The 25426-nt window shown below is 63.8% G+C and carries 19 protein-coding genes and 2 pseudogenes; 11 read left to right on the forward strand and 10 right to left on the reverse strand.

Features of this window, described 5'->3' with window-relative positions; genetic code table 11:
- Positions 1–84: 84 nt before the first annotated feature.
- The 3 genes and pseudogenes from ACFOOL_RS05870 to ACFOOL_RS05880 form a co-directional block, all read left to right on the forward strand.
- The gene (locus ACFOOL_RS05870) at positions 85–2049 is read left to right on the forward strand and encodes an AAA family ATPase (protein WP_380095749.1); all 1965 of its coding nucleotides are present in this window, start codon (positions 85–87) and stop codon (positions 2047–2049) included.
- A 560-nt stretch (positions 2050–2609) separates the two neighbouring features.
- Entirely contained in the window at positions 2610–3545 is a 936-nt protein-coding gene (locus tag ACFOOL_RS05875; protein ID WP_380095751.1) for a tyrosine-type recombinase/integrase, read from the forward strand.
- Positions 3479–4279 (forward strand): annotated as a pseudogene (locus ACFOOL_RS05880) (IS91 family transposase); the annotation flags it as partial. The gene ACFOOL_RS05875 and the pseudogene ACFOOL_RS05880, both read left to right, overlap by 67 nt.
- Before the next feature lie 200 nt (positions 4280–4479).
- On the opposite strand, the gene ACFOOL_RS05885 reads toward ACFOOL_RS05880, so the two are convergent.
- Entirely contained in the window at positions 4480–4698 is a 219-nt protein-coding gene (locus tag ACFOOL_RS05885; protein ID WP_380095753.1) for a hypothetical protein, read from the reverse strand.
- A 128-nt stretch (positions 4699–4826) separates the two neighbouring features.
- Here ACFOOL_RS05885 and ACFOOL_RS05890 point away from each other — a divergent pair.
- Both ACFOOL_RS05890 and ACFOOL_RS05895 read left to right on the forward strand, forming a co-directional pair.
- Positions 4827–5084 (forward strand): annotated as a pseudogene (locus ACFOOL_RS05890) (hypothetical protein); the annotation flags it as partial.
- A 1-nt stretch (position 5085) separates the two neighbouring features.
- Positions 5086–5367: a hypothetical protein gene (locus ACFOOL_RS05895; RefSeq protein WP_323013048.1), complete on the forward strand. Its 282-nt coding sequence runs from the start codon at positions 5086–5088 to the stop codon at positions 5365–5367.
- 90 nt (positions 5368–5457) lie between these two features.
- On the opposite strand, the gene ACFOOL_RS05900 is transcribed toward ACFOOL_RS05895, so the two are convergent.
- From ACFOOL_RS05900 to ACFOOL_RS05940, 9 genes are all read right to left on the reverse strand, one after another.
- Positions 5458–13935: a GH36-type glycosyl hydrolase domain-containing protein gene (locus ACFOOL_RS05900; RefSeq protein WP_380095755.1), complete on the reverse strand. Its 8478-nt coding sequence runs from the start codon at positions 13933–13935 to the stop codon at positions 5458–5460.
- Positions 13932–14066: a hypothetical protein gene (locus tag ACFOOL_RS05905; protein WP_323013046.1), complete on the reverse strand. Its 135-nt coding sequence runs from the start codon at positions 14064–14066 to the stop codon at positions 13932–13934. Before ACFOOL_RS05905 ends, ACFOOL_RS05900 begins: the two co-directional genes overlap by 4 nt.
- A 122-nt stretch (positions 14067–14188) precedes the next feature.
- The gene (locus ACFOOL_RS05910) at positions 14189–14413 is read right to left on the reverse strand and encodes a hypothetical protein (protein ID WP_323013045.1); all 225 of its coding nucleotides are present in this window, start codon (positions 14411–14413) and stop codon (positions 14189–14191) included.
- Between the two features lie 57 nt (positions 14414–14470).
- Complete coding sequence (locus tag ACFOOL_RS05915; RefSeq protein WP_323013044.1) at positions 14471–14821, reverse strand: hypothetical protein; 351 nt, start codon at positions 14819–14821, stop codon at positions 14471–14473.
- A gap of 95 nt (positions 14822–14916) precedes the next feature.
- Complete coding sequence (locus ACFOOL_RS05920; protein ID WP_323013043.1) at positions 14917–15183, reverse strand: hypothetical protein; 267 nt, start codon at positions 15181–15183, stop codon at positions 14917–14919.
- Between the two features lie 265 nt (positions 15184–15448).
- Positions 15449–15697 carry a hypothetical protein gene (locus ACFOOL_RS05925; protein WP_323013041.1) on the reverse strand — a complete coding sequence of 83 codons (249 nt, stop codon included), beginning with the start codon at positions 15695–15697 and terminating at the stop codon, positions 15449–15451.
- Positions 15698–15771: 74 nt separating this feature from the next.
- On the reverse strand, positions 15772–15978 hold the full coding sequence (locus ACFOOL_RS05930) for a cold-shock protein (protein WP_323013040.1): 207 nt from the start codon (positions 15976–15978) through the stop codon (positions 15772–15774).
- A gap of 627 nt (positions 15979–16605) precedes the next feature.
- On the reverse strand, positions 16606–17883 hold the full coding sequence (locus tag ACFOOL_RS05935) for a hypothetical protein (protein ID WP_380095758.1): 1278 nt from the start codon (positions 17881–17883) through the stop codon (positions 16606–16608).
- 231 nt (positions 17884–18114) lie between these two features.
- A complete protein-coding gene (locus ACFOOL_RS05940; RefSeq protein ID WP_197644582.1) occupies positions 18115–18576 on the reverse strand; it encodes a c-type cytochrome in 462 nt (153 codons plus the stop codon).
- Positions 18577–18670: 94 nt separating this feature from the next.
- Here ACFOOL_RS05940 and ACFOOL_RS05945 point away from each other — a divergent pair, with 94 nt between their 5' ends.
- The 6 genes from ACFOOL_RS05945 to ACFOOL_RS05970 all read left to right on the forward strand — a co-directional run bounded on the left by ACFOOL_RS05945 (position 18671) and on the right by ACFOOL_RS05970 (position 25322).
- Positions 18671–19051, forward strand: coding sequence for a hypothetical protein (locus ACFOOL_RS05945; protein WP_380095760.1), 381 nt, complete (start codon positions 18671–18673; stop codon positions 19049–19051).
- A gap of 75 nt (positions 19052–19126) precedes the next feature.
- A complete protein-coding gene (locus tag ACFOOL_RS05950; protein ID WP_323042947.1) occupies positions 19127–20635 on the forward strand; it encodes a multicopper oxidase family protein in 1509 nt (502 codons plus the stop codon).
- Between the two features lie 57 nt (positions 20636–20692).
- Entirely contained in the window at positions 20693–21664 is a 972-nt protein-coding gene (locus tag ACFOOL_RS05955) for a cation diffusion facilitator family transporter (RefSeq protein WP_323042946.1), read from the forward strand.
- A gap of 102 nt (positions 21665–21766) precedes the next feature.
- The gene (locus tag ACFOOL_RS05960; RefSeq protein WP_380095763.1) at positions 21767–24163 is read left to right on the forward strand and encodes a heavy metal translocating P-type ATPase; all 2397 of its coding nucleotides are present in this window, start codon (positions 21767–21769) and stop codon (positions 24161–24163) included.
- Between the two features lie 97 nt (positions 24164–24260).
- A complete protein-coding gene (locus ACFOOL_RS05965; protein WP_323042944.1) occupies positions 24261–24746 on the forward strand; it encodes a DUF411 domain-containing protein in 486 nt (161 codons plus the stop codon).
- Between the two features lie 165 nt (positions 24747–24911).
- Positions 24912–25322 carry a hypothetical protein gene (locus ACFOOL_RS05970; RefSeq protein ID WP_323042943.1) on the forward strand — a complete coding sequence of 137 codons (411 nt, stop codon included), beginning with the start codon at positions 24912–24914 and terminating at the stop codon, positions 25320–25322.
- Positions 25323–25426 lie beyond the last annotated feature (104 nt).

Below are 25426 nucleotides of genomic sequence, written 5' to 3' on the forward strand. Positions count from 1 at the left end.
CCTAGCTGCCCGCCTGGGGCGGGCAGCTCCCTACCTCCCTTTTCCCCATTCATGCGCGGCTCCCGCCGCAGCAAAGGATCTGTCATGTCTCTCAACACCCTTAACCGCCCCACTCACACCCAATCTCGTCAGGACCCCGAACTCGATGATGACCAGTTCGAGAGCGAGCTCGCCGCCATTGGCGGCGTGCAGACCGCCATCGCTCGGGTCATGATTGATGCCGCACTCACACCCAAGGCACGTCAGATTCTTTTCAGCAGGTCGGCCTTTGTGGTGGTCATCCAGGTGCCCGCCGCCGAATGGTGTGAGGCCGTGGGTCTCGCGGTCTCCGGTATGAATTCCAGCGTTCGGATCCGGTCAGTGACCAAGCGGGCGCGCGGCGGCGAGCCGGAACTTAAAGATGCGATCCTCTCCGATTCCCGCGGTGACATCCGCGGCCTCGCCATTATCACCCATGATCCGGCCGGGCTGCTGACCCGGGTGCAGCTCGGCGCCGCCGACGCCGTTGTAACCCTCCCCAAGCCGAACGGCACGCTGGTCTCCCGCATGATCAAGCGTGTCACTGGCCAGAAGCCGCGTTCGCTGACCGACGCCGATGTCGAAGAACTCGGCTTCCACGAGCTCGCCGCCGCCATTCGGCTCGGCGCCAGCGCGGCAGAGAGCACCCAGCGGCTGCGGCGGGCCAAGGCTCAGCCGAAGGCAAGATTGGCAGACACGCGCATCCCCCGTTTCGAAGAACTGCCGCTCACCGCTTCTGCCCGCAGCTTCGGCGAGGCCATCCTGGACGATATTGAGAGCCTTCGGCGCGGCGAGATCACCGCGTCGCAATTGCAGAACGCTGTTCTGACGGGTCCGCCCGGAACGGGCAAGACGCTGTTGGCGGGGGCAGTCGCGCGCAGCGCCGGCTGGCCTTTCGTCACCACCACGATCGGACGCTGGTTCACCTCAACAGACGGGTACCTCGGCGGCGTGATGCGGGGAGCGAACGATTTCTTCGAGGAACTGCTGAGGCACCATCAAGCCATAGGATTCATTGACGAATTGGACAGCTTGCCGGACCGGGCAGCCATGTCGGAGAAGGACCGTGAATGGTGGCAACCTGTCGTCAATTCGGTGCTGACCGGCATCGACCGAGTGAAGGCTTCTGGGCGTCCGGTCATCCTCCTGGGGGCAAGCAATTTCGGTGACCGTCTGGACGCAGCTTTGGTTCGCCCCGGACGTTTCGATCGGCTCGTGCCGCTGCTGCCGCCGTCTACCACCGAAGAGATCGGTGCGGTGTTCCGTTACTATCTGAAGTCCGACCTCGCCCAGGTGGACCTGGTCCCGCTTGCACTCCTCGCAGACGGCGCCACGCCCGCCGCGATCGAGGCATGGGTGAAGCAGGCCCGTAGGTCAGCACGCAGGAGCAACAGACCTCTCGCCCTGCTTGATCTCACAGAGGCCGTAGCGCCCAAGGGCAACACCCCCCTGTCCATGCTCGAGGCGTGCGCCGTTCACGAGGCCGGACATGCGGTCATTGCGCACGCGCTCGGTATTCCTGTCAGGCGCGTGACCATCGTTCCGACCGCCCATGCCAGAGGCACCACCACGCTCGATACCGCCACCGTCCCCCAGACACGCGGCGGCATCGAAACACTCGTCATGGTCGGACTGGCCGGACGATCAGCCGACGAGCAGATGGGCAGTGGTGCGAGCGCTGGGGCTGAGCAGGACCTGCGCAATGCCACGAGCCTGTTGGCCTCGGCGCATGCGGCATGGGGTCTGGGCAGCTACCTCTCGCACCGGGTCGGTACCGGCGATCCTCTTGAGCTGATGCGACAGGACCCTGCCCTGGAGCAGCAGGTCGAACAGGACCTGCAGCGGCTCAAGGGCAAGGTGGACAAGATGGTTTCCGCTCGACGAGACGCCATCATGTACGTCGCGAAGGCCCTCCTTGAGGCGCGGGTCCTGAATGCCGCCGACCTGGAACAGAGCATCGAAGCAAGCGGGAGCAGTCCCGCCCTGTTCGGTGATGACTTCCTTGCCGGGCACGCCGCCAGCAAGCCGTAGTCGGCCGGCTATTACCGAAGCTCTCGCTGCCATGCGGGTTCAGCGGAGCCCCATGGCAGCGTGGCAGCTTCCGCCCCACACCCAAGTGGCCTACCCGATGCGGCGAGACCGCAGATTCTCAAGCACCTGGCTTCATTGAGATCAACGGCATCTTCGCCGCCAATCAGGCTCCGAGAGGGGTCGGTATTCTCCAGATTCTTGATCTAGAAAACTGTTACCAATCTGCGGAAAAGTGTCACAAAGTGATGGAGTAACGGGGGTGTTCAGGGGGTACTTACCATCGGTTTTTGAGTCCGATGATCTCAGACGTGTTTATTCCACCAAGCCGATCGCGGAGTTGGCATACGGGAACCAAAGGAGCTCTGAATGGTGGTACCCTCCCTCTTGTGGACCATTGTCGCGGTGCCAAGTGTGGGGACCGCTTGGGGGCCGGAGAACGAACCCGCTGGCGCGGGAGGGCGCGCGGTGAGATAACGGCGAAGGACCGGACGTCACGGTTGGATTGAGGATCGCGTGGTTCGGGCGTTCCCTTTTGGCTCCTTCAACTCAGGAGCCGAACGATGACTACGATCCTTCCCAACGTCCCTGTCAGCCCGCTGCGCCAGAAGCTGATCGACGATATGACCATGCGCCACTTCTCGGCGGCGACCCAGCGCAATTATATCCGTGATGTCGGACGCTTCGCATCGTTCCTTCGGCGATCGCCGGATACCGCAACCACCGAGGATGTGCGCCAGTTCCAGCTGGCCCAGAGTGAAGCCGGCGTTCCGGTGCCCACCATGAACAGCGTGGTCTCGGCGCTGCGGTTCTTCTTCACCAATACCCTCGATCGGCCCGATCTGGCGCGCAAGCTGGTGCGCGTGAGCCGTCCCCGCAATTTGCCAGTGGTGCTGAGCCGCGACGAGGTGGCGCGCCTGCTCAACGCCACCACCAGCCTCAAGCACCAGGCGGCGCTGTCGGTTGCCTATGGCGCCGGACTGCGCGTTGGCGAAGTGGCCATGCTCAAGGCGCGCGATATCGACAGCGAACGCATGCTGATCCGGGTCGAGCGCGGCAAAGGCGGGCAATATCGCAACGCCATGCTCTCGCCCGATCTGCTGACCCTGTTGCGTCAATGGTGGCAGGTCGGGCATCGCCAAGGCGTACTGCATCGTGATGGCTGGCTGTTTCCTGGCCAGCACGCTCTCAAGCCGATCAGCACCAGGCAGCTCTATCGTGTGGTCGTCGAGGCGGCCCAAGCGGCTGAGATTACCAGGCGCGTCGGCCCGCACACCTTGCGGCACAGCTTTGCCACCCATCTTCTGGAAGACGGCGTCGATATCCGCATTATCCAGGCGCTGCTCGGTCACGCCAAGCTGGAGAACACCGCCCTCTACACCAAGGTGGCAACGCGCACGGTGCGGGCCGTTACCAGTCCGCTCGACCGCCCGACCCAAAGCATCTGGGCGCCCGCATCGGCATCACCGCCGTGCTCCACACCTGGGGTTCGGCCATGACCCACCATCCCCATATCCATATGATCGTGCCCGGTGGCGGCATCACACCGGATGGGCGATGGATCTCGTCGCGCCCGGCTTTCCTGCTGCCGGTACGGGTCCTTGGGGCGCTGTTCCGCCGGTTATTCCTGACCCGGCTGCTCGAGCTGCACGACGCCGGACGGCTCGCCTTCTTCGGACAGATGGCAGGGCTCAACGATCGCCGAGCCTTCCAGCGTCACCTTGCACCAGTCCGCAGAAAACGCTGGGTGGTCTATGCCAAAGCGCCCTTTGCAGGGCCTGAGGCCGTGCTCGCCTATCTCTCCCGCTACACTCACCGGGTCGCGATCTCGAACAGCCGCCTGCTCCGGTTCGACGGGAGCGAGATCACCTTCCGCTACAAGGATTATCGCCGCAGCGGCGCCAACCGGCAGCAGGTCATGACCCTGGCCGCCGACGAGTTCATCCGCCGCTTCCTGCTGCACACTCTGCCCCGTGGGTTCCACCGCATCCGGCACTATGGCCTGCTCGCCAGCTCCGCCCGCAAGGACTGCCTCGCCCGGGCCCGCGACATGCTGGGGGTGGCGCCGACGACGGACGAACCGCCGACCGCCGAGACCTCAGACCCGCGCCCGCCCTGTCCCTGCTGCGGCGGCACCATGGTGATCATCGAGACCTTCGCGGCGTGGTGCCAGCCCCGGGCGCCGCCAACCACGAGGCCACAAACCCGGGAGACCGTCCATGACCCGGCTTAACCGATCACGTGCTCAGACCGCGATAACACCATCGCAGCCTGCGAGACACCTCGCGCCCCTCCATACATGGATCGTCATCACCCGCTCGCTCGGCCCTATCTGTCGCGGCAGACTCCAACTCAACGGCCGCAACATAGACCTGTCCAACCCTGGCGCTGCAGCCCGATCACACCATCTGGGCGGCCACCAGACTGGCCAAATCAGGAAAAACCCATAGCCCCCATCCCGTGGCCCGCGGGTTCGTTCTTCGGGGACTTTCGGGCGCCTGCCGGCAGCCGAAACTCTTCACGGTAGCCGCCTGTCCGCTCCGCCGCGACATAGCGTGGATCGTCGGCGAAATAGGCATGCTCGATCAGCAGCACTTGGAGTCCCTTACGTCGCGCGGTTTCGACGAATAGGAAATCGATGTGGCGGCGCATCGCTTGGATATGCTCGACGACGAGGCTGCTCTTGCGGCGAAAATGAAGAGGAGCAGCTGATGATCCTCCATCCCTTCCTTTCGCTCCCCGCACAAGCCGACGAGACGCCCGCGAGCTTCTGCTAGCGGGTGGCCCTCAAGGTCGGTCGCGGTGCCCGTGAATTCGCCGACGATATCGGCATCACCTTCCAGTCCATCGTCGATGGCGTGGCGGACAGCGTTGCGATCCTCGCTCAGGCCTGCGGAGCCGATGGCACGATTTTCGGCAGGAGCACATTGGTTCGCACGGGCGATCGCACATACGATCTCGCCGGTCAGGTCTTCACCCGCGAGACCCTGACGCGCGGCAATGTATTTGTCTGCCCGGTCTGCATCGCCGAAGACCTTGATGGCCCCGATGCCCGATATGGAGCATATGGCCGAGCGCAGTGGCAGATCGAAGCCATTCGCCTATCTGCAGCAGACGACAGAAATCTCCATTTTGTTTTCAGATGTGGACATGCCCGGATCCATGGACGGGCTCGAACTTGCGCGCGGAGTCGCCGAGAGCTATCCAAACACAGGTGTCATTGTCGGTTCAGGGCACAGGAATGTCACGGCAAAGGATATTCCTCAGGGCGCCTTGTTCTTTTCCAAGCCGTATGACCTGCCAAGACTACAGCTGCATTGAAAAAACTCGCGTCGTAGCGGATGCCTATTTGCTGGAAGCGATGCGTGTGCGTCCATAACCGTTAATTTACATCGGCTCCACTCGCCAGCCTCAAGGGTCAGGCGGGGCCTTTCGTTCCAGCTCCACTGCAAGGACATGTTTGCCGCCATCGAGCGGGAGCTGGAAGAGACCTTTTTGCGGCAGCAGCGTTATCCCGTCTATTGTGGCGCTGCTGGGTGTTCCAAGTGGTTCATTTCGGCGACGCACGATGACCTCGCAGCTTGTACCCGCCAGGCTTAGGGTTGCGGAAAACTCCGGCCAATCCGCCGGAAGGCAGGGATCGACAACCAGCACGTCGCCTTGCCGCCGCAGCCCCAGAATGCCTTCGATACCGGCGCGATACATCCAGCCCGCCGATCCCGTGTACCAAGTCCAGCCGCCGCGCCCGATGTGCGGGGGCACCGAATAGACATCGGCCGCCACGACATAGGGCTCCACCTTGTAGCGCGCGACGGACTGAATATCCGAAGCGTGGTTAATAGGGTTGACCAGAGCAAAGAGATCGTGGGCTTTTTCGCTGAGGCCAAGCCTGGCGAACGCCATTATTGCCCACATGGCGGCATGGCTATATTGCCCCCCATTCTCGCGCAAGCCCGGGGGATAGCCCTTGATGTAGCCTGGGTCGCGTGACGTTTTGTCGAATGGTGGCGTGAATAGCAATGCTATGCCATCCTCCCTGCGGATCAGGTGTCGGTCGAGCGAGGCCATGGCGTTGAGCGCGCGGATCGGATCGGCCGCACCCGATAGCACTGCCCAGGATTGGGCGATGGAATCGATGCAGCACTCGTCATTGTCTTTCGAACCCAGCCAGGAGCCATCGTCAAACGTGGCGCGACGGTACCAGGCGCCGTCCCAGGCCTCGCGCTCCAGCGCGGTCTTAAGTCGGGCGGCATGGTTCTTCCAGCGCTTGGCGCGCATGGGATCGCGCTGTTCAGCGAAAGGCATGATGAGATCGATGGCACTGATCAGCAGCCAGCCCAGCCAGACGCTCTCGCCCTTGCCCCCCTCGCCCACGCGATTCATGCCGTCGTTCCAGTCCCCGGTCCCCATGAGCGGCAAACCATGAGCGCCTGTGAGCTTGACGGCCTGGTCGAGGCCGAGGGCACAGTGCTCGAACAAGGACGCTGAACGTTCGGACACCATGGGCTGGAAGAAGGCATCGTGCTCGCCTTCGGCGAGTTTCTGGCCTTCCAGAAACGGGACGGTTTCATTAAGGATGCTTTCGTCGCCGGTCGTGGTGGCATAGCTGGCAGCGGCGAAGGCCAGCCACACGCGATCATCGGAAATGCGTGTGCGCACCCCCTGGCCGGAATGAGGCAGCCACCAGTGCTGCACATCGCCTTCGATGAATTGCCGTCCGGCAGCGCGCAGGATATGGGCGCGGGTATCCCCGGGCCTGCAGAGGGTCAGTGCCATGCCGTCCTGTAACTGGTCGCGAAAACCGTAGGCGCCACTGGCCTGGTAGAAGGCGGAGCGCGCCTGGATGCGGCAGGCCAGGGTCTGGTAGAGCAGCCAGCCATTGAGCATGATGTCCATGGCTCGATCGGGCGTGGTGACCTGCACTGCGCCTAGCACCGATTGCCAATGCGCGGTGACTTCGTCCAGCACGGCGTCGAGGTCGGCAGCGCGATATCGCGCGATCAGGTCGCGCGCCGACGCCTCGGATTCCGCTTCGCCCAAAAGGCAGACCAGTTCGATGCTTTCGCCTGCCGTCAGTTCAATATTGGTCTGCAGCGCGGCGCAAGGATCCAATCCGGCCCCGGCCTTTCTGGACAATGCCGCCTGGCCAATGAGTGCGGCCGGTGTCGCGGCATCGCCATTGCGTCCGAGAAAGGCGGTGCGGTCGGCTGTCCAGGCGGTTTGCTGTCCGCCCATATCAGCAAAGCCGACCCGGTTGGGAAATGCCCTCGTCCATTTATTGCGCGCGAACAGCGCGCCCGTCTGCGGGTCAATGACCGTGATGATGAATGGGGCGGTGACGCCGCGCTGCGTGCCGAGCACGAATTCGGCATAGCTGGTGACCGACAGCCGTCGCGTTCGTCCCGAGCGATTGATGAGGGTGAGCCGCGATATCCTGATCGGGTCGGCGAGCGGCACATAGGACAGCAGATCACTTTCGATGCCGTGAGCCCGATGACTAAAGCGGCTATAGCCGAAACCGTGGCGCGCCACATACCGTCCGTGGTCGCGAATGGGCTGTGCCGTAGGGCTCCACAGCGCCATTGTCTCCTCGTCGCGGATATAGATCGCCTCCCCCACTGGGTCGACGACCGGATCGTTCGACCAAGGGGTAATCTGGTTTTCGCGGCTATTGCCCGCCCAAGCGTGAAAACTGCCTTCGCTCGATACCTGAAAGCCGAGGCCTTCATTGGCGACGACATTGATCCAGGGCGCCGGGGTGGTGGCACCGTTTTCGAGCACGGTGACATATTCCGTGCCGTTGCGGGCAAAGCCGCCCAGTCCGTTGAAGAATTCCAGATCGTCGGGCTGTTCAACATTTTCGGCCGAGACGAGGCTGCCGGGCACCACCATAGGAAGAACAGAAGTCTTGTCCATGCCGGCATGGTAGGCGAGTTGGTCGCTGATCGGACCGCGACGCGCCGCCAGCACCACGCGCGCGGCGGCGTTGAGCAGGTTGCGCGTTTCCAGGGTCATCAGGTCGGCGCGGAGCACATATACCGAGCCTTGCGCCGGCCTGTCGTCAAAGCGCGGCCGGGACTGGCTGGAGCGCACGGCCGCTTCGATAGCGTTCTGCAGATCTTGTATATAGGAAGAACCACGCTCGTTCACGATCACAAGGTCGACCGCCAATCGTTTGATGCGCCAGTATTCGTGCGCCCGCAGGATTTGCCGCACCTGCGCCATGTCCTCCATCGCGTCGATACGCAGAAGCACGATAGGCAGGTCGCCGGAAATGGCCTGCGGCCACAGGCCCGATTGCAGCCCCATGCCGGCGGCAATGACGTCGGAGCTGGGCCGGAAACGCGGATCGGCGTAAAGGATGGGTGCGGCCAGCCGCTGGAAGTCGGCAGCTTCATCGAGCGCGATGCCAAGGTGATAGAGCTGCACCTGAGCCTGCGTCCAGGCCAGGGTACGGGCGCGCCCATAGGCGCTGCGGTCGTGGTGCTTGTCGATCAGTTCCATCAGTTCGGCCCGCGATGAAGCCACCAGCGTCCAGAAAGTAATCCGGGCGACCTTGCCGGGTGGTATGCGCACATGCCGGCGCAGCGAGAACACCGGATCGAGCACGGTGCCTACTGTGTTCGACAAAGCTTTCCCGTCATGGATGGCCGCGGCGTTGCCAATGGCGCGGTTGCGCCCGAGAAACCGGGCGCGGTCGGATTCATGCTGCGGGTTGGCGATGACTTCGCCTTCGACGACGGCGAAATGGGCGGCCCAGATTTCAGGTTCAGAGGGCGAACGCTGGCGGCGCGTGGCTATCAGCGCGTCGAATTCGGCGACATATTCGGTCTCCACGAACATCTTGGCAAAGGCGGGGTGGGCATTGTCGGTTGCAGGTGTGGTCAGAACCAGCTCCAAATAGGAGGTCACCTCGATCTCGCGCGCCCTGCGGCTGCTATTGGTCAGGCAAACCCGCCGCACCTCGCCATCATCCTCGCCCGAGACCAGGACATCCATTTCCGTCGCCAGCGTGCCGTCCCGGCGCAGGAACTGGGCATGGTCCTCACCGAAAATGACAGAGGCTTCACCTGCCTCGTTCATCGGCTGCGCCGTGGGAGAAAAGACCAGGCCGGACTGCGTGTCCTTGAGGAAAATATAGGCCCCGCAATCGTCGCGGGTGGCATCTTCGCGCCAGCGGGTGACGGCAATGTCGCGCCAGCGGCTGTAGCCGCTGCCTGATGCGGTCAGCATCACCGCATAGCGGCCATTGGACAGAAGATGAGTAGCGGGCGCCGCATCGCGCGGCAGGCTCAGGCGGCGGACCGAAGGGACTGCGTTGATCGCCGGGCCAATGGAGGCCCTCACCTCCTCGGCGCGCGGCCGGATGACGGCGACGTCGCGCGGCATGCGCTCGGACAGCAGCAGTTCGCTGGCTTTGATGATCGGCTCGCGGTGAAACCGCTCCCGCATGCGCCCGTTGTCCAGCACATTGGCCAGGGCAACCATTGTCATGCCCTGGTGATGCGCCATGTAGGACCGCACGATGGCGACATCCTCGTCCTCGGGCAGCCTTGACCGTGTGAAGTCGAGCGCCTCGTAAAAACCATGCACGCCCAGGGCGCCCATGGCCTCGAAGCGCCGGAAATTCTCCGCTGCCTCCCGCGGATCGACCATGGCGGCCAATCCGGTGGCATAGGGCGCGATGACTATATTGCTCGCCAATCCGCGCTTGAGCCCCAATCCGGGCACGCCGAAATTGGAATATTGGTAGGTGAACTCATAGTCGCGCGCATTGTAGGCGGACTCGGAAATGCCCCAGGGCACATTGCGCGCCCGGCCATAAGCCTGCTGGCGGCCAACGATCAGCCGGTTGGTGTCATCGAGAAGGCTACCGGCCGGGGCGCGCATCACCAGCGAGGGCATAAGATATTCGAACATCGAGCCCGACCACGAGATCAGGGCCGCGCCATTCATTAGCGGGGTCGCCGTGCGGCCGAGCCGGAACCAATGCCGGGTGGTGACATCGCCCTTGGCAATAGCGAAGAGACTGGCCAGCCGCGCCTCGGAGGCCAGCAGGTCGTAGCAATTGCTGTCGAGGCCATTATCGGCCAGCGAATAACCGATGGATAGCAGCTTCCTGTCCGGATCGAGCAGGAAGGCAAAATCCATGTCGAGCGCCATGCGGCGCGCGGTCTGCGCCAGCGTAAGGAGGCGATTTCCCGGTGCCGCGGGATCGTCGCGCAGAACCTGCCGGTCCCGTGCTGCCTCCGCGACGGCGCGGCGCAGGGCCACGATCCAGAAAAGATTCGGGCCGCTCTCGGACGGGACCGGAGCCGACGCACTCACCAACTTGAGCGCCTTGTCCATCAGGCGCAACAGCGCCGGAGTGACGAGGTCGAGGGACCGTGGCTCCGCCAGCAAGGCGGCGATTTCGTCAAGAACGGGCAAAAGCACGCTATGGCCCTCACCGGGGCCGTCTTTGCAGGCCAGTCTGGCAAGCGTCAGCGTATCGAAGAGCCCTTGGAAGGAGGCCGCCGGCAGCGCCTCCGCCCAATCTTCGCAGGTATTGGCAAGGGTGATCAAATGACCCGCGAGATTGCCGCTATCGACCGACGACACATAGGCTGGGTCGAGTGCCCTTAGCTCACGGGTATCGTACCAGTTGAAGAAATGCCCCCTGTAGCGGGGGAGTTTGTCCAGTGTGGCAAGGCCGGCCTCCAGCCGCTCGATAGTTTCGAGCGTCCCGGCCCAGCCGAAATCGCGTGCGGCCACGGCTGACAGGAAATAGAGCCCGATATTGGTCGGGGAGGTCCGGTGGGCGACGGCCGGACGCGGCGTTTCCTGGAAATTGTCGGGCGGGAGCATGTTCTCTTCGGGCGTCACGAAGGTCTCGAAGAAGCGCCAGGTGCGCCGCGCCGTCAGGCGCAAATAGTCGGCATCGGCGGCGCTAAGGGCCTTATCCAGCCGAGCCTGCGGCGCGCGGCTGACGCGCAGGGCAATGGAAGGAGCGGCCAGCCAGATCGTGCCGAAGGCCACGGCCAGCGGCCAGGTGAGCGGCGCGACGATCACCGCGGCAGCCAGCATGAGAAGCGCCAAAACGGTGCTCCCGGCCATGTCTCGATAGAAGCCGGAGAGAGCAAGTCGAGCCCGGCCGCCCGAACTGGCCGAAGTCGTCCATTCGAGCAGATGCCGGCGCGTCACTGCGAGGCGGAACAACGTGCGCAGGATGGCGTCGCCATTGCGCCAGGCCTGATCGGGCAGAAAGGCAAGACCAAGCCCAATCTGCAATCCCGCCATCCGGAGATCGCCAAGGAGGCCGCGCAGATGGGCGCGCCATTGCAGGCCAGCTCGCCTTGGAATGATGGCAAACAGAGCCGGCAGCAGTGCCGGGATTGCCAGCGTGGCAAGGATCGCCGCAGCCGCGACAATACCGATTTGAAGCGGCATCACGCAGCAAAGCGACAATGCGAGAAAGGCGGCCGGCGCAAGCAGCGACCGGCGCAGATTGTCGAGCATCTTCCAGCGACCCACGGCCGGCACGGAACGATCCGAGCCGATCCAGGGCAGCAATTGCCAGTCGCCGCGCGTCCAGCGATGCTGCCGTCGTGCGGCCACGTCGTAGCGCGCGGGAAAGTCGTCGACCACTTCGATGTCCGAGGCCAATCCCGCCCGCGCGAAAACGCCCTCGAACAGGTCATGGCTCAGCAATGTATTTTCGGGGATGCGACCGGCCAGCGCCGTCTGGAAGGCATCGACATCATAAATGCCCTTGCCGGTATAGGAGCCTTCGCCGAACAGATCCTGATAAACGTCGGAGACAGCCGCCGCATAGGGGTCGATGCCGCCGGGCGCCGAAAAGACCCGCTGATAGAGCGAGCCCTCGCGCCCGAGGGGAAGAGATGGGGTGACGCGCGGTTGCATGATGGCGTAGCCGTCGATGACGCGGCGGCCTGTCGTATCGAAGCGGGGCCGGTTGAGAGGGTGGGCCATCTTGCCGATCAGGCGCAACGCCGCATCGCGTGGCAATCGCGTATCCGCGTCAAGGGTGATGACGTAACGCACGTCGGCTGGGACCGTCGGCACGTCCCCAGTTTCGGTAACAAAGCTGGTATCGGTCGCTCCGCGCAGCAGCCGGTTGAGTTCATGCAGCTTGCCGCGCTTGCGCTCCCAGCCCATCCACACGCCTTCGCTGGCATTGAAGCGGCGCTCGCGGTTAAGGAGCAGGAAGCGATCACCCGCGGGACCGCGACCATGCCTGGCGTTGAGCGCAGCGATGGCCTCCCGGCCGAGGCCGAGAAGCGCGGCATCGCCGTCGAGGATTTGCTCCTTGGCGTCCAGCCCGTCCGTAAGCAGGGCAAAGCTGATATCACCGCCTGCGCCGGATAGGTAATGGACTTCGAGCCGCTCGATGTCTTCGAGAAGAGTTTTCTGATCCACGAGCAGCGTCGGGACCACGACCAGTGTGCGCAGCTCCGGCGGCACACCCTCCGCCAGTTCAAGACCAGGCAGGCTTGAGGATCCCAATCCCCAGCCAATGGCGCGATTAACGAGCGCGGTCGCCAGTTCGCTGGCCGGGAGCAGCGCCAATGCCAGAAACGTCCAGAGCAGCGCCATGGGAAGCCCCAGGCCCGCCAGGCTCCAGCCGGTCAGCCCCAGCAAGGCGAAGGTGATGATGGCGATGGACAGGACATATCCGCCTATTCCGAGGCGGCCGGCCAGCCGCCTGAAACGCAGCCGGCCGGGCATGCGGAAACCGATGGCCCGTTCGAGCGCCGGCCGTCCGCGTCCCAACAGGTGATAACCTGTATCGCTCTGCCGGTCCGCTTCGACACGTGTATCGCTTTGTCGAACGGCCGACAGGGCTGCTTGGGCAATATCGAGCTCGGAGAGCTGCGAACCGCGTGCCAGATGCTCGATGGCGCCGCGATAGAGATCGCGTGTGACGAAATCCATGCGGGTGAAACCATCGGCTTCGCCTAGCTTTGCATCGACCAGGCTGACGCTTTCGAACAGGTCCGTCCAGTCGATGTCGGAGATCAGCCGCATGCTGGTGATGATATTGCGCACCGTGACATTGGATGCGCCCTGGCGCTGCTGGGCGTGCAGCACAACCGTCTCGATGGAGCTGTTCTGTCGGGCGAGACGGGCTTCGAGCCAGCCTTGGGCCGGCGTGGTGCTCGGATCGTGATCGCGCAGCCGCTTGGCCAATTGCGCTGCAAACAGCTCGTTGAGAGGCGCCTCGGATATCCGCGCCATTGCCGCGCCACCGCCGGAGGCGAGCAGCAGGTCGGCGAGTGCGTCGCCCTCGGCGCGCGCCTTGCGGCCGGCCGTGATCTGGTCCGCCAGCCGGCGTAAATTCTCCACCAGCACGATGCGTAAAGTGATCGCCACAGCCCATAATTCGCCGATGGTCAGGGGCTGGACCTGCTGGTAGGCGTCGATGAACCGGGTCAGCGTTTCCGGGTCGAAATGGCTGTCGGTATGGGCGATGAACGCCCAGGCCAGCCCGAAAACTCGCGGATAACCCGCGAATGGACCATCGGCGAGCTTGGGCAATTGCCGGTAGTAATTTGGCGGCAGATCGTCGTGGATTTCGCGAATTTGCTCCTCGACCAGGTGATAATTGTCGAGGAGCCATTCAGCTGCCGGCACGACGCCACGATCGCTGTCCATCTCCATGGCGCTGGCACGATAGGCCGCCAGCAGGACGGCCGCATTGCTTCTCAGTCTTTTGTGCAGCGAGAGCACGGCGGGCGGGCGGTCGGTTATGCGCTGGGCGGAAGCCAGGCTGCGCGCATGTTGTTCGAGCCGCTCAACACCGAACAATTCCTCGCGTACCGGGGCGGAATCGAGCCAGGGACTGGCGGCCCGCATCTGGCCGCCCGCGGCTGCGGCCGCTTTGGTCATCGTTTCTTCTTGGGGTCGATCCGTTCCAGCACCGCTTTGCTCGACAGCGTCGCGGCTGCCTCGGCGACCGGTTCCCGCACCTTTTTGGGCTTTTTGAACTCGCGATTACTGCGCTTATGTTCCTTGGCCATGATTGCTCCTCGGCCCGGATGCGGCCGGGCGGCCGTCCGGAAGAAGCCCGGATTATTTATTGGTGAAAGGGGACAGGCCGGGAGGGCAGGACTCAGCCTACCGCGTGTTCCCGCAACTCCGCCTATTCCATGAGCCCCGGTGGCAGATTGCCCAGCCTGAGCAATACGCGTGGCTCGTCATAGGTGTCGGTTTCCACGTCGACCTCCTGGGAAAAGGCGATGACACCAGCACGTGTCGGCGCGAGCCGCTCGGCCGTTGCCATCGCGCTTTCAGCCGTCTTGGCGGCTTGGATCGGATGGGCAACAAGCTTCCGGCCTACTTGCTTGAACGTCTGCACCAGGTACATCGTTGCCATTCCTGCCTCGCAAAATCGCCATCCCTATGCTCGCCAGAGCGCGGCCGCTCAGGTTTCGGCTTGCAGGGCGAGCTGACAGGCCTGCGCCAAGGCGCGATTGGGCACATCAGATCCCAGCGGGGTGGCCCATCCTGCTTTTTCGATGACGGCTCGGCGCCCCGATGCACTTGCCGCATTGAACTCGACCAGCACCGCCGCGGCATTGATGTCGTCGAGGGAGCGCTGCACGCAGTATGGCGTCAGGGCCGAGACGACATCAGCCGCCGATTGTTTGGTTGCCATGTCCTGAGCACTACCGCCGGTGACCCAGCCACCCCAGGTGAAGCCAATAATGGCCAGGGCAATGGCGCCGACACCCGCACCGTAGAGTGCGGGTTTAGTCCAATCCGGGAGGTTCACGAGAAATCCGATCTGTATCGGGAAAAACGCGCGGGATAGCGCGCCGGGATCAGCTTAGCATGCTGCTGTCGCAATACGAACGCTGATCTGATGGTTTAGGACAGCGCTGAATTTATGTTCGAATGGCGATCATTGAGGATCGCCTCTTCAAGATCGCCGGCGGTAACGGGCAAGGCTTCGGTGCGGCCGGGATAACGCAACAGAATGCTTAATGTTGTGCGATGCGCGTCCCACATGACGTCGAGCTGTTCCTCTTCCGCAAGAATCTCGAATGTCCCCGCCATATGCGGTTCCTGCATGCCCGGCAGTTTGAAAGGGAGCAGGAACGTCACTGTCCGGTTAGCTGAAGGTGTGCTGCTCATGCTTTTCCTTTGAGCCCGGGGTAATCCGCAATGGCAACCCCGGGCGCGCGCGTTCCGCCTCGAAACGGGGATATTCTGTCCCCTGCGCCGAGGCCAAGGCGGGATAGACCTGGCGTTTGAAAGGAATGATCTTGCTCGGAATAGGCATCGATATTCTCCCTTGGGTTGTTGTTTATCTCGTCACGAGCGCCGCTTAAGAGCCGTCGGCCGAATTAGAGCCGAACCGCCAGGTGCAAGAACTTTCACTGTGACGGCTGGTTTGCTTTTATGTCCGCGCGACGCGCACGAGGGGGAAAGCGGCAGCATCATAAAGGCCGCGTATCTGAAAGCCGTCGAAGCGCTCCTCCTCAACTTCCAGCGAGGAGCCGCGCAGCAGGGGAGCTGGCATGTCCTCGATGGCATACCGCACGGCTTCGGCAGCGGTGGTGAAGCGCCGGTAGCCGACCCGGGCTGATTTAAACGTGCTCTTGCTTGGAAAGAGCTCGGCGGCGGCGGCATAATCGAACCGGATCATAGCCATTTCTTCTTCCAATGGGCGGGTGGATCTGAACGATGTCAGTTTTGCGTCATGTGGAGGCAAACTACCGGTCAGGGAAGCTTAAGGTTGATGGCCGCAGCGCGGCCGTCCCGTCCATCTTCGATGTCGTAGGAAATCTTCTGTCCTTCGCCCAAGCTTGAAAGCCCGGCTCGCTCGACGGCGCTGGCATGGGCGAAGGCATCCTTGCTGCCATCACCTGGCGCAATGAAGCGAAAAACTTTGGTGGTATTGTAGAATTTGACGGTGCCGCTGATCATATGTTGGTCTTTCAAAGTCCCGGCCGATGGCCGTGAACTATTACCCGGCCGCAATATGCGGCAAGGAACAAACGTTCGCAAAATCGGGGATCGCTAAGCACCCGGCTGTGCCGGAGGGATCAGGTCGCCATAGAGGCTGAAAACGTATATTGATACATGGGTATGCAACGAACCATTTGCAAGGCGACGCCATGCCAAGTTCGAATTTCCAGGGAACCTGCGATCATGCAGCGCCAACGCCGCCCGAACATTATTAAGCAGAGCATTGGGCTGCCTAGGTTCACTTCCGCTTTTGTCGAAACGCATTAGATGTTCGAACGACCGGAATGAGGGCGCAGTGCAGCCGACAGCGTTGGCCTCAGATTTTTTGCGGATTGCGAGGCAACCGCAGCTGTAAGGCAGGCTCTGATCCGGTCGCTACCGGAGATCGTCCAAGAATTCAGAGCCGGGCTCCACACCTGAGAGTACCAGCCGATCCCGCGCACGCGTCGACGCTACGTACAGCAGGTGACGCTCGGTATCTTGGATCGTTACTATGTCGGCGACGTCTCCCACACCAGCGAGCCGTTCAGGATCAGGCAGTACATTGTCGTCCAACGCTATTACAGCACCCCACCGGTTCTCGCTTCAGATCACGAACACCGGCGCGAACCCGCCCCCTGGCGTCCTGAAGTTCGTGGTCTGACCTTGATAAAGGCGCGCGGCCACCAGAAGCACCTGCCCATCATAGGTATACAGTCGCACGTCCATTTTGCGCCTCTGGGGTGTCGCGTCGATCTTGATCATGCGCTCGCTGGGGCGGACCAGCGTCTGAGCAACGTATCCGCCCTCCGCGATCTCCGCCCAGACTCCTTTCGTCAGCTTGTCGCCACGATATACCGCCTTGCCGCCATGTCCGCCGGTCGGCTTGAAGAACAGATCCTTGCGGGATTTCCAAAGCGCATCAGCGTTGTCGGGATTGACTAGGACGGTGCGTGGCACAGCATCGAGCAGGGCGCGAAATCTCGGCTCCACTCCCCATGCCTCAAGCGTCGCGGCATTCGAAAGAAGCGAAAGGTTGCGCTTGTCGGCAAGGAGCGCGTGGTTGTGCGGATTCGGCGTCACGACCACCGCGCCATCCCGGTAGGCTTCCTGCAGTGCCTTGTGCTCGGGCTGATCGAAGGCGAAATCGGTGACCCGGTTGTAAACGAGATCGATTGCCTTTCCATCGACGCTGAGCCGACCATCGTCGTAGCGAAAGCGACCGGCGTCGGCGATGACCGCGTCTACTCCTCGTGCCGCGAAAACCTGCCGCGCGAGCACGAACTCGGGATAGAGATACTGTTCCGGCGGACTGTCATCGACGATGGCGATGCGTTGTGGCGCGCCCGTTCCCCGCTGCCGAATCCATTCGTTCTGGAACATGTGGAACGCCGCGTCCTCGAAGGATAGCAGCGTCGGGGGGATGTCCATTTCGGCGCAACACGCGCGCTGCGCCCTCGCAAGAAAGGCATTGAGAAACGCGCCGCCGGCGTTGGTGTTGATTTCGATCAACCGGGGGCCGTCTTCACGAAGATGAAAGTCGTAGCCCATCAAAGCCCCGAGCGGGCCGTGATCCGCCCGCGCGATTTCCGGCGCCCAGGAGAGGACTGCGGCCTTGTATGTCGCGAGTTGGGCGGTGGTCTCCACGGCCACTGCGATCGCGCGCATCTCATCCACCGTGGTGGCCGAAACGAACACTGGCACGTGCGAGAACAGATGGGCTTTGGGGCGGATGAACGTCTCGAAGAACGCCGGCTCACCAGCCTCGTGCTCCATCGCTTCGCGCAGCGATGGAACGTCCAGTGTAACGCAGAAGCAGTTCTTGTTGAGCCGCTCCGTGCGGTCCTGAACTCGATCCGATGAACTGGAGCCCGGATTGTTCATCGAGAGAAACCCCGAGGTTGCGCCAAGGTCAAGCGTGCTTCAAACGCGAGGTAAGCCATGAATAATCCCACAAAAATCGCTCCCAAAAGTTTCGCCATCATGCCGATCCAAATATGCCGCTTCTGTCCGGCAGTCTCAACTGTCACCGGGCTGGCCTCGTGAAACTGAACTGCCGGTTGCTCGGCAGCTCCGGCCTGCAACGAAGCTCCATCCCGAAGGTGCCGTCATCGCTCAGCGTGCCTGCGACACATTCTCCTGGTAGGTCCGCTCGCGCGCTGGCCAGGTGCTCTTGATATAGACGAGGACAGCCCGGATCTCGGCGTCGCTGAGGACATCGGCAAACCCCGGCATGTCGCTCTCATAGCCGCCCCCGACGATGGCGGCCGTGCCTTCCTTGACGATGCGGAACAGGATGTCATCGGGATGGTGCCAAGTGTGGCCGCCGGCATCGTGCGGTGGCGCCGGGAGACGCCCGGACGGAAGGGGCGTCTTCCAGTCCGGCTGCCCCTCGAGGTGCGCACCGTGGCAGGTCGCACATTGGTCCGCATAGACCTGCCGGCCTTGTTCGAAGACTTCTGCAGATGACGCGGCGGTGGACGCGGTACGGACCTGATGCCATCCAACGAGGACCGCCAGGATCAGGCCGCCGAGGAGCAACCCGAGCCACAAGATCTTACGGAGTTCATTGCGCATGAGTTGCATGACTGCTGGTGAAGAATTTCAATCGGCTACATGCCGAGATTGAATTTCTGCCAGAGGCGCGACGTTGGGGGCAATGGACATTCCCGTGACCAGCGCCTATCTTTCCCGCATGTTCTCGCGCTTCATCACCATGATTGCCGTACTCGCGATCGCCGTCATAACGACGGTGACGTCCGCGCATGCGGCGGGCTTGAGCGCAGAGCCGGATCACTCGGTGCATGTCGGCGAGATGATGCAGGTTGCGACCGGCAGCGAAAATCCCTGTGATGGTGATCAGCACTGCGGCTCAGGTGATGCCGAAGCCTGTGAGGTGCTTTGCGCAGGTCTTTCGGTCTTCCTGACCTCCCCTGGCGAAGGCTCTGGCAGCGATTACGCGCCCGCCAGCCATGACCTGCCCTCCGGTGCAATCGTCGCCAGCCGGGCACCTGCGCTGAACGACCGACCTCCCAAATTTCGTCTCCTCTGATCACGCGTCCGGGCCGAGGCCCGCGGCGTCCTGTCGGTTTTGATGAACGGGACAGGCTGTCCCGAGGAGACGACCATGAATACCCTTTCAAGACGCGGCTTTCTTGCCGCTGGCGCAGCCGTGCTGGCCCATGCGCATCTGCCCCGCATCGCGGCAGCGCAGGGCTTGGCCCCGCTGTCGCTGCACGCCGCCACCCGGACGCTGGACATCGACGGCCGCGCTGCCACGGTCTGGGGTCTTGCCGGGCCGACCGGACAGGGCCTGACACTCGATCCCGGCGCGCGGTTCCGGGTGGATCTGACCAACGATCTCGATGTTGACACGCTGATCCACTGGCACGGCCAGATCCCGCCCAACGCACAGGATGGCGTGCCCGACATGCCTTTGCCGATGCTCGCCCCCGGCGAGACGCGCGCCTATGACTTCGCGCCGCTGCCCGGCACCTACTGGATGCACGCGCATGTGCCGCTGCACGAGATGCGCCTTCTGGCCGCACCGCTGATCGTGCGCAGCTCCGAGGATATCGCTGCCGACCGGCAGGAGGTGGTGCTGTTCCTGCATGATTTCTCGTTCAAGGCGCCCGAGGAGGTGATGGCCGAGATCCTTGGCGGTCACGAGGCCGCCGGTGGTCACGGAGGCGGCCATGGTGCGGGCATGGGCGGCATGGCCGCGATGGACCACGGCGCGATGGGGAACATGCCAATGGGCGGCATGGATCATGGCGCCATGGGCGGCATGATGGGGATGGGTGCCATGGACGGCATGGCGATGGACCTCAACGACTACGACTGGGACGCATATCTTGCTAACGACCGCACGCTGTCAGACCCCGAGGTGGTGCAGGTAGAGCGCGGCGGGCGCATCCGCCTGCGGGTGATCAACGCCGCAGCAGCGACGGTGTTCTGGATCGACACCGGAGCCGCGCCCGCGCGACTGATCGCGGTCGATGGCCATGCCGTTCAGCCGCTTTCCGGCACGCGCTTCGGCCTGGCCATGGGCCAGCGGCTCGATCTCGAGATCGACCTGCCGCAGGAGGGCGGCGCCTGGCCGATCCTCGCGCTGCGGGAAGGCGCGCGCGAGCGCACCGGGCTGATCCTTGCCACGCAGGGCGCCGACGTCCGACGCATCGACACCATGGCGGAGGCCGAAGCGCCTTCCTTCGACACCGACCTTGCGCAGGAGTCGCGCCTGATCGCCGCCGATGCCCTGCCGGATCGGCCGGTAGACCGCAGCCACATGGTGATGCTGGGCGGCACGATGCAGCCCTATGTCTGGACCATCAACGGTGCTGTCTGGGGCCAGCATCGCCCGCTTTCCGCGCGCAGCGGCGAGCGGGTCGTGCTGTCCTTCCACAACATGTCGATGATGGGCCACCCGATGCATCTGCACGGGCATGTGTTCCAGGTCGTCGGGCTGAACGGACGTGCGGTCCGCGGCGCGCTGCGGGACACGGTGTATGTGCCGCCGATGTCGATGGTCGATATCGCGCTCGACGCCGGCGAGGCCGCGCGCTGGATGCTGCATTGCCACCACATGCCGCATCTCGAGACCGGGATGATGACCGAATTCGCGGTCAGCGCATAGGCCAGGCAGAGGACGCCGGATGCCGGCGTTCTCCCTAAGCAACAAGGAGGCGGACTCATGTCGATGTCTCACGGCGGCCATGCCGGTCACATGCCCGCGGGCGGCGATCGCAAGGCGCTTGTCATCTCGGGCTGGCTCACCGGCCTTTACTTTGTCATCGAGCTGGGAATCGGCATCTGGACGGGCTCGGTCGCCGTCATCTCCGATGCCTTCCACACTTTCTCGGCAGTCGGCGGCGTGCTCATCGCGCTGGTCGCGCTACGCTTGACCGAGCGGAAATCCAACCCGGCGCGCACCTTCGGTTATGTCCGGGCCGAGATCCTTGGCGCGCTTTTCAACGGCCTTTTTCTCGTCGCGATGGCGCTTTTCGTGCTGTGGATGGGTGCGATGCGTCTCATGGAGCCGATCGAGCTTGCCACGACGCCGATGCTGTTTGCCGCTGCGGGCGGGATCGCCACCGAGCTTGTCGCGCTCTGGCTGCTCTACGAGCGCCAGAAGGACAACCTGAACATGCGCGGCGCCTATTGGCACATCCTGCAGACCTTCGTCGGCAGCTTCCTGATCATCATCTCGGCACTGGTGATCCGGTTCACGGGCTTTCTGGCCATCGACCCGCTGCTTGGCATGGCCTTCGGGCTGGTGCTGCTCTGGGCCTCCTGGGGCATTCTGCGCGAGGCATTGCACATCCTGTTGCAAGGCACGCCGGAAGACCTCGACCTGGAAGCCGCCATCGAGGCCATCCGACAGGTGGAGGGGGTTACCGATGTGCATCACGTCCATGCCTGGAGCCTGACATCCGGGCGCAATGTCTTCTCGAGCCACATCTGCGTTCGGGACTGGCAGGATGGCGAGCGGGTGCTGCGGCAGGCGAGTAGTCTCCTGCGCGAGCGATTCAACATCTACTTCTCGACCATCCAGATAGAGGAATACTGCCTCGACGGTGAGGAGACTGCAGCCGACATCGACATCATGCGGTCACATGCCGGGCCAGGGCAGGCAAGCGTCGGAAAGGTCCACGGCAATCACTGACGGGCAGGAACTCCGGCTTCCGATCGCCTCTTGACCTTCCAGCGATTGGAAGGCGCAGAACAGGTAAAAGGCAAGCTCAGGAAACGCCGAGGAGGCGTGAACATGACCAGCAAGACCGAACACGATCACCAGAACCAGACTCACGCTCATTCCGCCCACGGTCATGCGCATGATCACGCGGCCGTCGCCCAGGACGACACGCACAAGGTCAAGGACCCGGTCTGCGGAATGATGGTCGATCCCCACACGGCCGCGCACAAGGCCGAGCATGCCGGCCGGCCCTATTACTTCTGTTCGGCGGGTTGCCGCGCGAAGTTCCTGGCCGACCCCGAACGCTATCTCGATCCGGCCGCCGCGGCGGCGGCCAAGGCAGAGCCGGTTCCCGAGGGGACGATCTACACCTGCCCGATGCATCCGGAGATCCGGCAGGTCGGCCCGGGTTCGTGCCCGATCTGCGGCATGGGGCTGGAGCCGGTGCTGGCCAGCCTCGAGGCCGAGCCTAATCTTGAATTGATCGACATGACGCGCCGTTTCTGGATCGGGCTGGTGCTGACGATTCCTGTGGTGATCCTCGAGATGGGCGTCCATTTCTTCGGTCTGCACCACTATATCAGTCTGCGGACCTCCAACTGGTTGCAACTTGTCTTCGCCACGCCGGCTGTCCTCTGGGCCGGATGGCCATTTTTCCGGCGCGGCTGGCAATCGCTGCTCAACCGCAGCCTCAACATGTTCACCCTGATCGCCATGGGCACGGGTGCGGCCTGGATCTACAGCACTGTGGCGACGCTGGCGCCGGGCATCTTCCCGGATGCGTTCCGGCAGCCGGACGGGTCCGTCGCGGTCTACTTCGAGGCCGCGGCGGTCATCACCGTGCTGGTGCTGCTTGGGCAGGTGCTTGAGCTGCGGGCGCGCGAAAGCACCAGCGGCGCGATTCGTGCGCTGCTCGACCTCGCCCCCAAGACCGCCCGGATCATCCGTGACGACGGCACCGAGGAGGAGGTTCAGCTTGATAGCGTTCATGTCGGCGACCGCCTGCGGGTGCGACCCGGCGAGAAGGTACCGGTCGATGGCGAAGTGCTGGAAGGCCGCAGCGCCGTCGATGAATCGATGGTGACCGGCGAGTCCATGCCGGTGACCAAGGAGGTCGGCGCATCTGCCATCGGCGGCACCATGAACCAGTCCGGCGCGCTGGTGATCGAGGCCCGCAAGGTCGGCCGCGACACCATGCTGTCGCAGATCGTCCAGCTCGTCGCCGAGGCGCAGCGCTCGCGCGCGCCGATCCAGCGCCTCGCCGACCAAGTATCGGGGTGGTTCGTGCCGGCGGTGATCGTGATCGCGGTCCTCGCCTTCATCGCCTGGTCGATCTGGGGCCCGGAGCCGCGCTTCTCCTTCGGTCTGATCGCGGCGGTTTCCGTTCTCATCATCGCCTGCCCCTGCGCGCTCGGGCTGGCGACGCCGATGTCGATCATGGTCGGCGTCGGGCGCGGCGCGCAGAACGGCGTCCTGATCAAGAATGCCGAGGCGCTGGAGCATATGGAGAAGGTCAATACAATCATCGTCGACAAGACCGGCACGCTTACCGAGGGCCGGCCCGCCGTCACCGCCATCGTTCCCGCCCCCGGCTTTACCGAGGACGAGGCCCTGCGGCTTGCCGCCAGCGTCGAACGCGCCAGCGAGCATCCGCTGGCGCTGGCCATCGTGCGCGCGGCCGAGGAGCGCGGGATCGCGACTGCACCGGTTGCGGATTTCGACTCGCCGACCGGCAAGGGCGCTTACGGCACGGTCGAGGGCAAGCGCATTCCCCTCGGCAATGCCAAGTTCCTCGCCGAGCAGGGCGTCGACGTCGCGCCGCTGGCCGATGAGGCCGACCGGCTGCGCGAGGACGGGGCAACCGCGATCTTCATGGGGGTGGAGGGCCGCGTCGCTGCCATCTTCGCCATCGCCGATCCGGTCAAGCCATCGACGCCCGAGGCGCTCGCCGCGCTGAAGGCGCAAGGGATCCGGGTGGTTATGCTCACCGGCGACAACTGGATCACGGCGAAGGCCGTCGCGCGCCAGCTCGGCATCGACGAGGTCGAGGCCGAGGTTCTGCCCGATCAAAAGAGCGCGGTCGTGCAGCGTCACAAGGCGGCGGGCGAGGTGGTGGCGATGGCCGGCGACGGCGTCAACGATGCGCCGGCGCTGGCGGCCGCGGATGTCGGCATCGCCATGGGCACCGGCACCGACGTGGCGATGGAGAGCGCGGGCGTCACCTTGCTCAAGGGCGATCTGACCGGCATCGTCCGCGCCCGCCGGCTCTCGGAAGCGGTCATGGGGAACATCCGCCAGAACCTGTTCTTCGCCTTCATCTACAACGCCTTGGGCGTGCCGGTCGCGGCGGGCGTGCTGTATCCGTTCTTCGGCATCCTGCTGTCGCCGATCATCGCGGCGGCCGCCATGGCACTGTCCTCGGTCAGCGTCATCGCCAATGCTGCGCGTTTGCGGAAGGTGAGGCTGTGATGGCGGTGCCGCGGCCTTCGATTTGCTGCTCACCCCTTTGTGCGTCCCCCCGGACCATAATGGCGCGACAATGCAATCCATCAAACGAGGTTTGAAGATGAGAAACGATCACCGCATCAGCCGGCGCGCCGTTCTGGCGGCTGCCGGCGCTCTCCCCCTGCTGATGTCCATGCCAGGACGGGGACATGCCGAAGCGCTGCCTCTGGTCAGCGTCACCAAGGATCCGTCCTGCGGCTGCTGCGATGGCTGGGTCGCGCATATCGAGGCCGCAGGCTTCCCGGTGCGGGTGGTGGAATTCGCCGATATGGACAGCCTCAAGCAGCGGCTCGGCGTGCCGGCCGAGATGGCATCGTGCCACACCGCCGAGGTGGGCGGCTACGTGGTCGAGGGCCATGTGCCGGCCGTAGCGATCCGCCGCCTGCTGGCCGAGCGGCCTGACGCGACCGGACTGGCCGTTCCCGGAATGCCTGCCGGCTCGCCCGGCATGGATTTCCCGGGCGTCAATCCCGAGCCTTATCAAGCGTTCCTGTTCGGCCCGACCACCCGGACCTTCGGGCGCTTCCTCGGTTCGCGGGAAATCTGACACAGGCAGGCCCGACATGACCGCCCAGCTTGCGAAAATTCCGAAGCAGCACCTGGCCGAGGCGGCTTGCCTCCGTCAGCCGGGCGGTCTCGCGGCGTCGGGTGGCGCGCGACGTGAACTTGGCCTCGCACGGGCCCGGCGTGTGACCGGGAAGGAAGGCGGCGCATGAGCGGGCGCGCGCGAGCTGTTTTCCGGGCGAGATGCGGACAATTGCGCCAGTTTGCGGTCAGCATTCTGGTGCTTGCCATCGGCGCCCTGGTTCTGCAGGTCCCGGTACATGCCAGCCCCGCCGGACATGCCATCCACCAGCAACAGGCCGCCGCTACGGCAAGCCACTGCGCCGAGCATCATATGCCGGACGACCATGGCGCAGGTCCAAGTGCTGGCTGCGTGAATACGGACGTTAGCCCAAATCTGGTGGATTGCTGCCAGACCTGTCTGGCCGCCGCGGTTCTCGTCGCGCCGCCGGAGTTCGGCCCGCCCGTGAACGGTGAGGCTTTCACGGTTGTGCGCCATGATCCGCACGACCGATCACCCGAAGGCATCCTGAGGCCGCCGCGTCTCGCCGCTGCGTGATGCGCAGGGATCGCCGCGAGAGCGAGAGATGTCTCCGGCCGCTCCGGCGCAAACCCGAAAGACCAGCGAACAGAACGGAGAACCGCGTCCGCGAATCCGGGCCG

This window comes from Devosia honganensis, from assembly GCF_042648785.1.
GTDB lineage: Bacteria > Pseudomonadota > Alphaproteobacteria > Rhizobiales > Devosiaceae > Devosia > Devosia honganensis.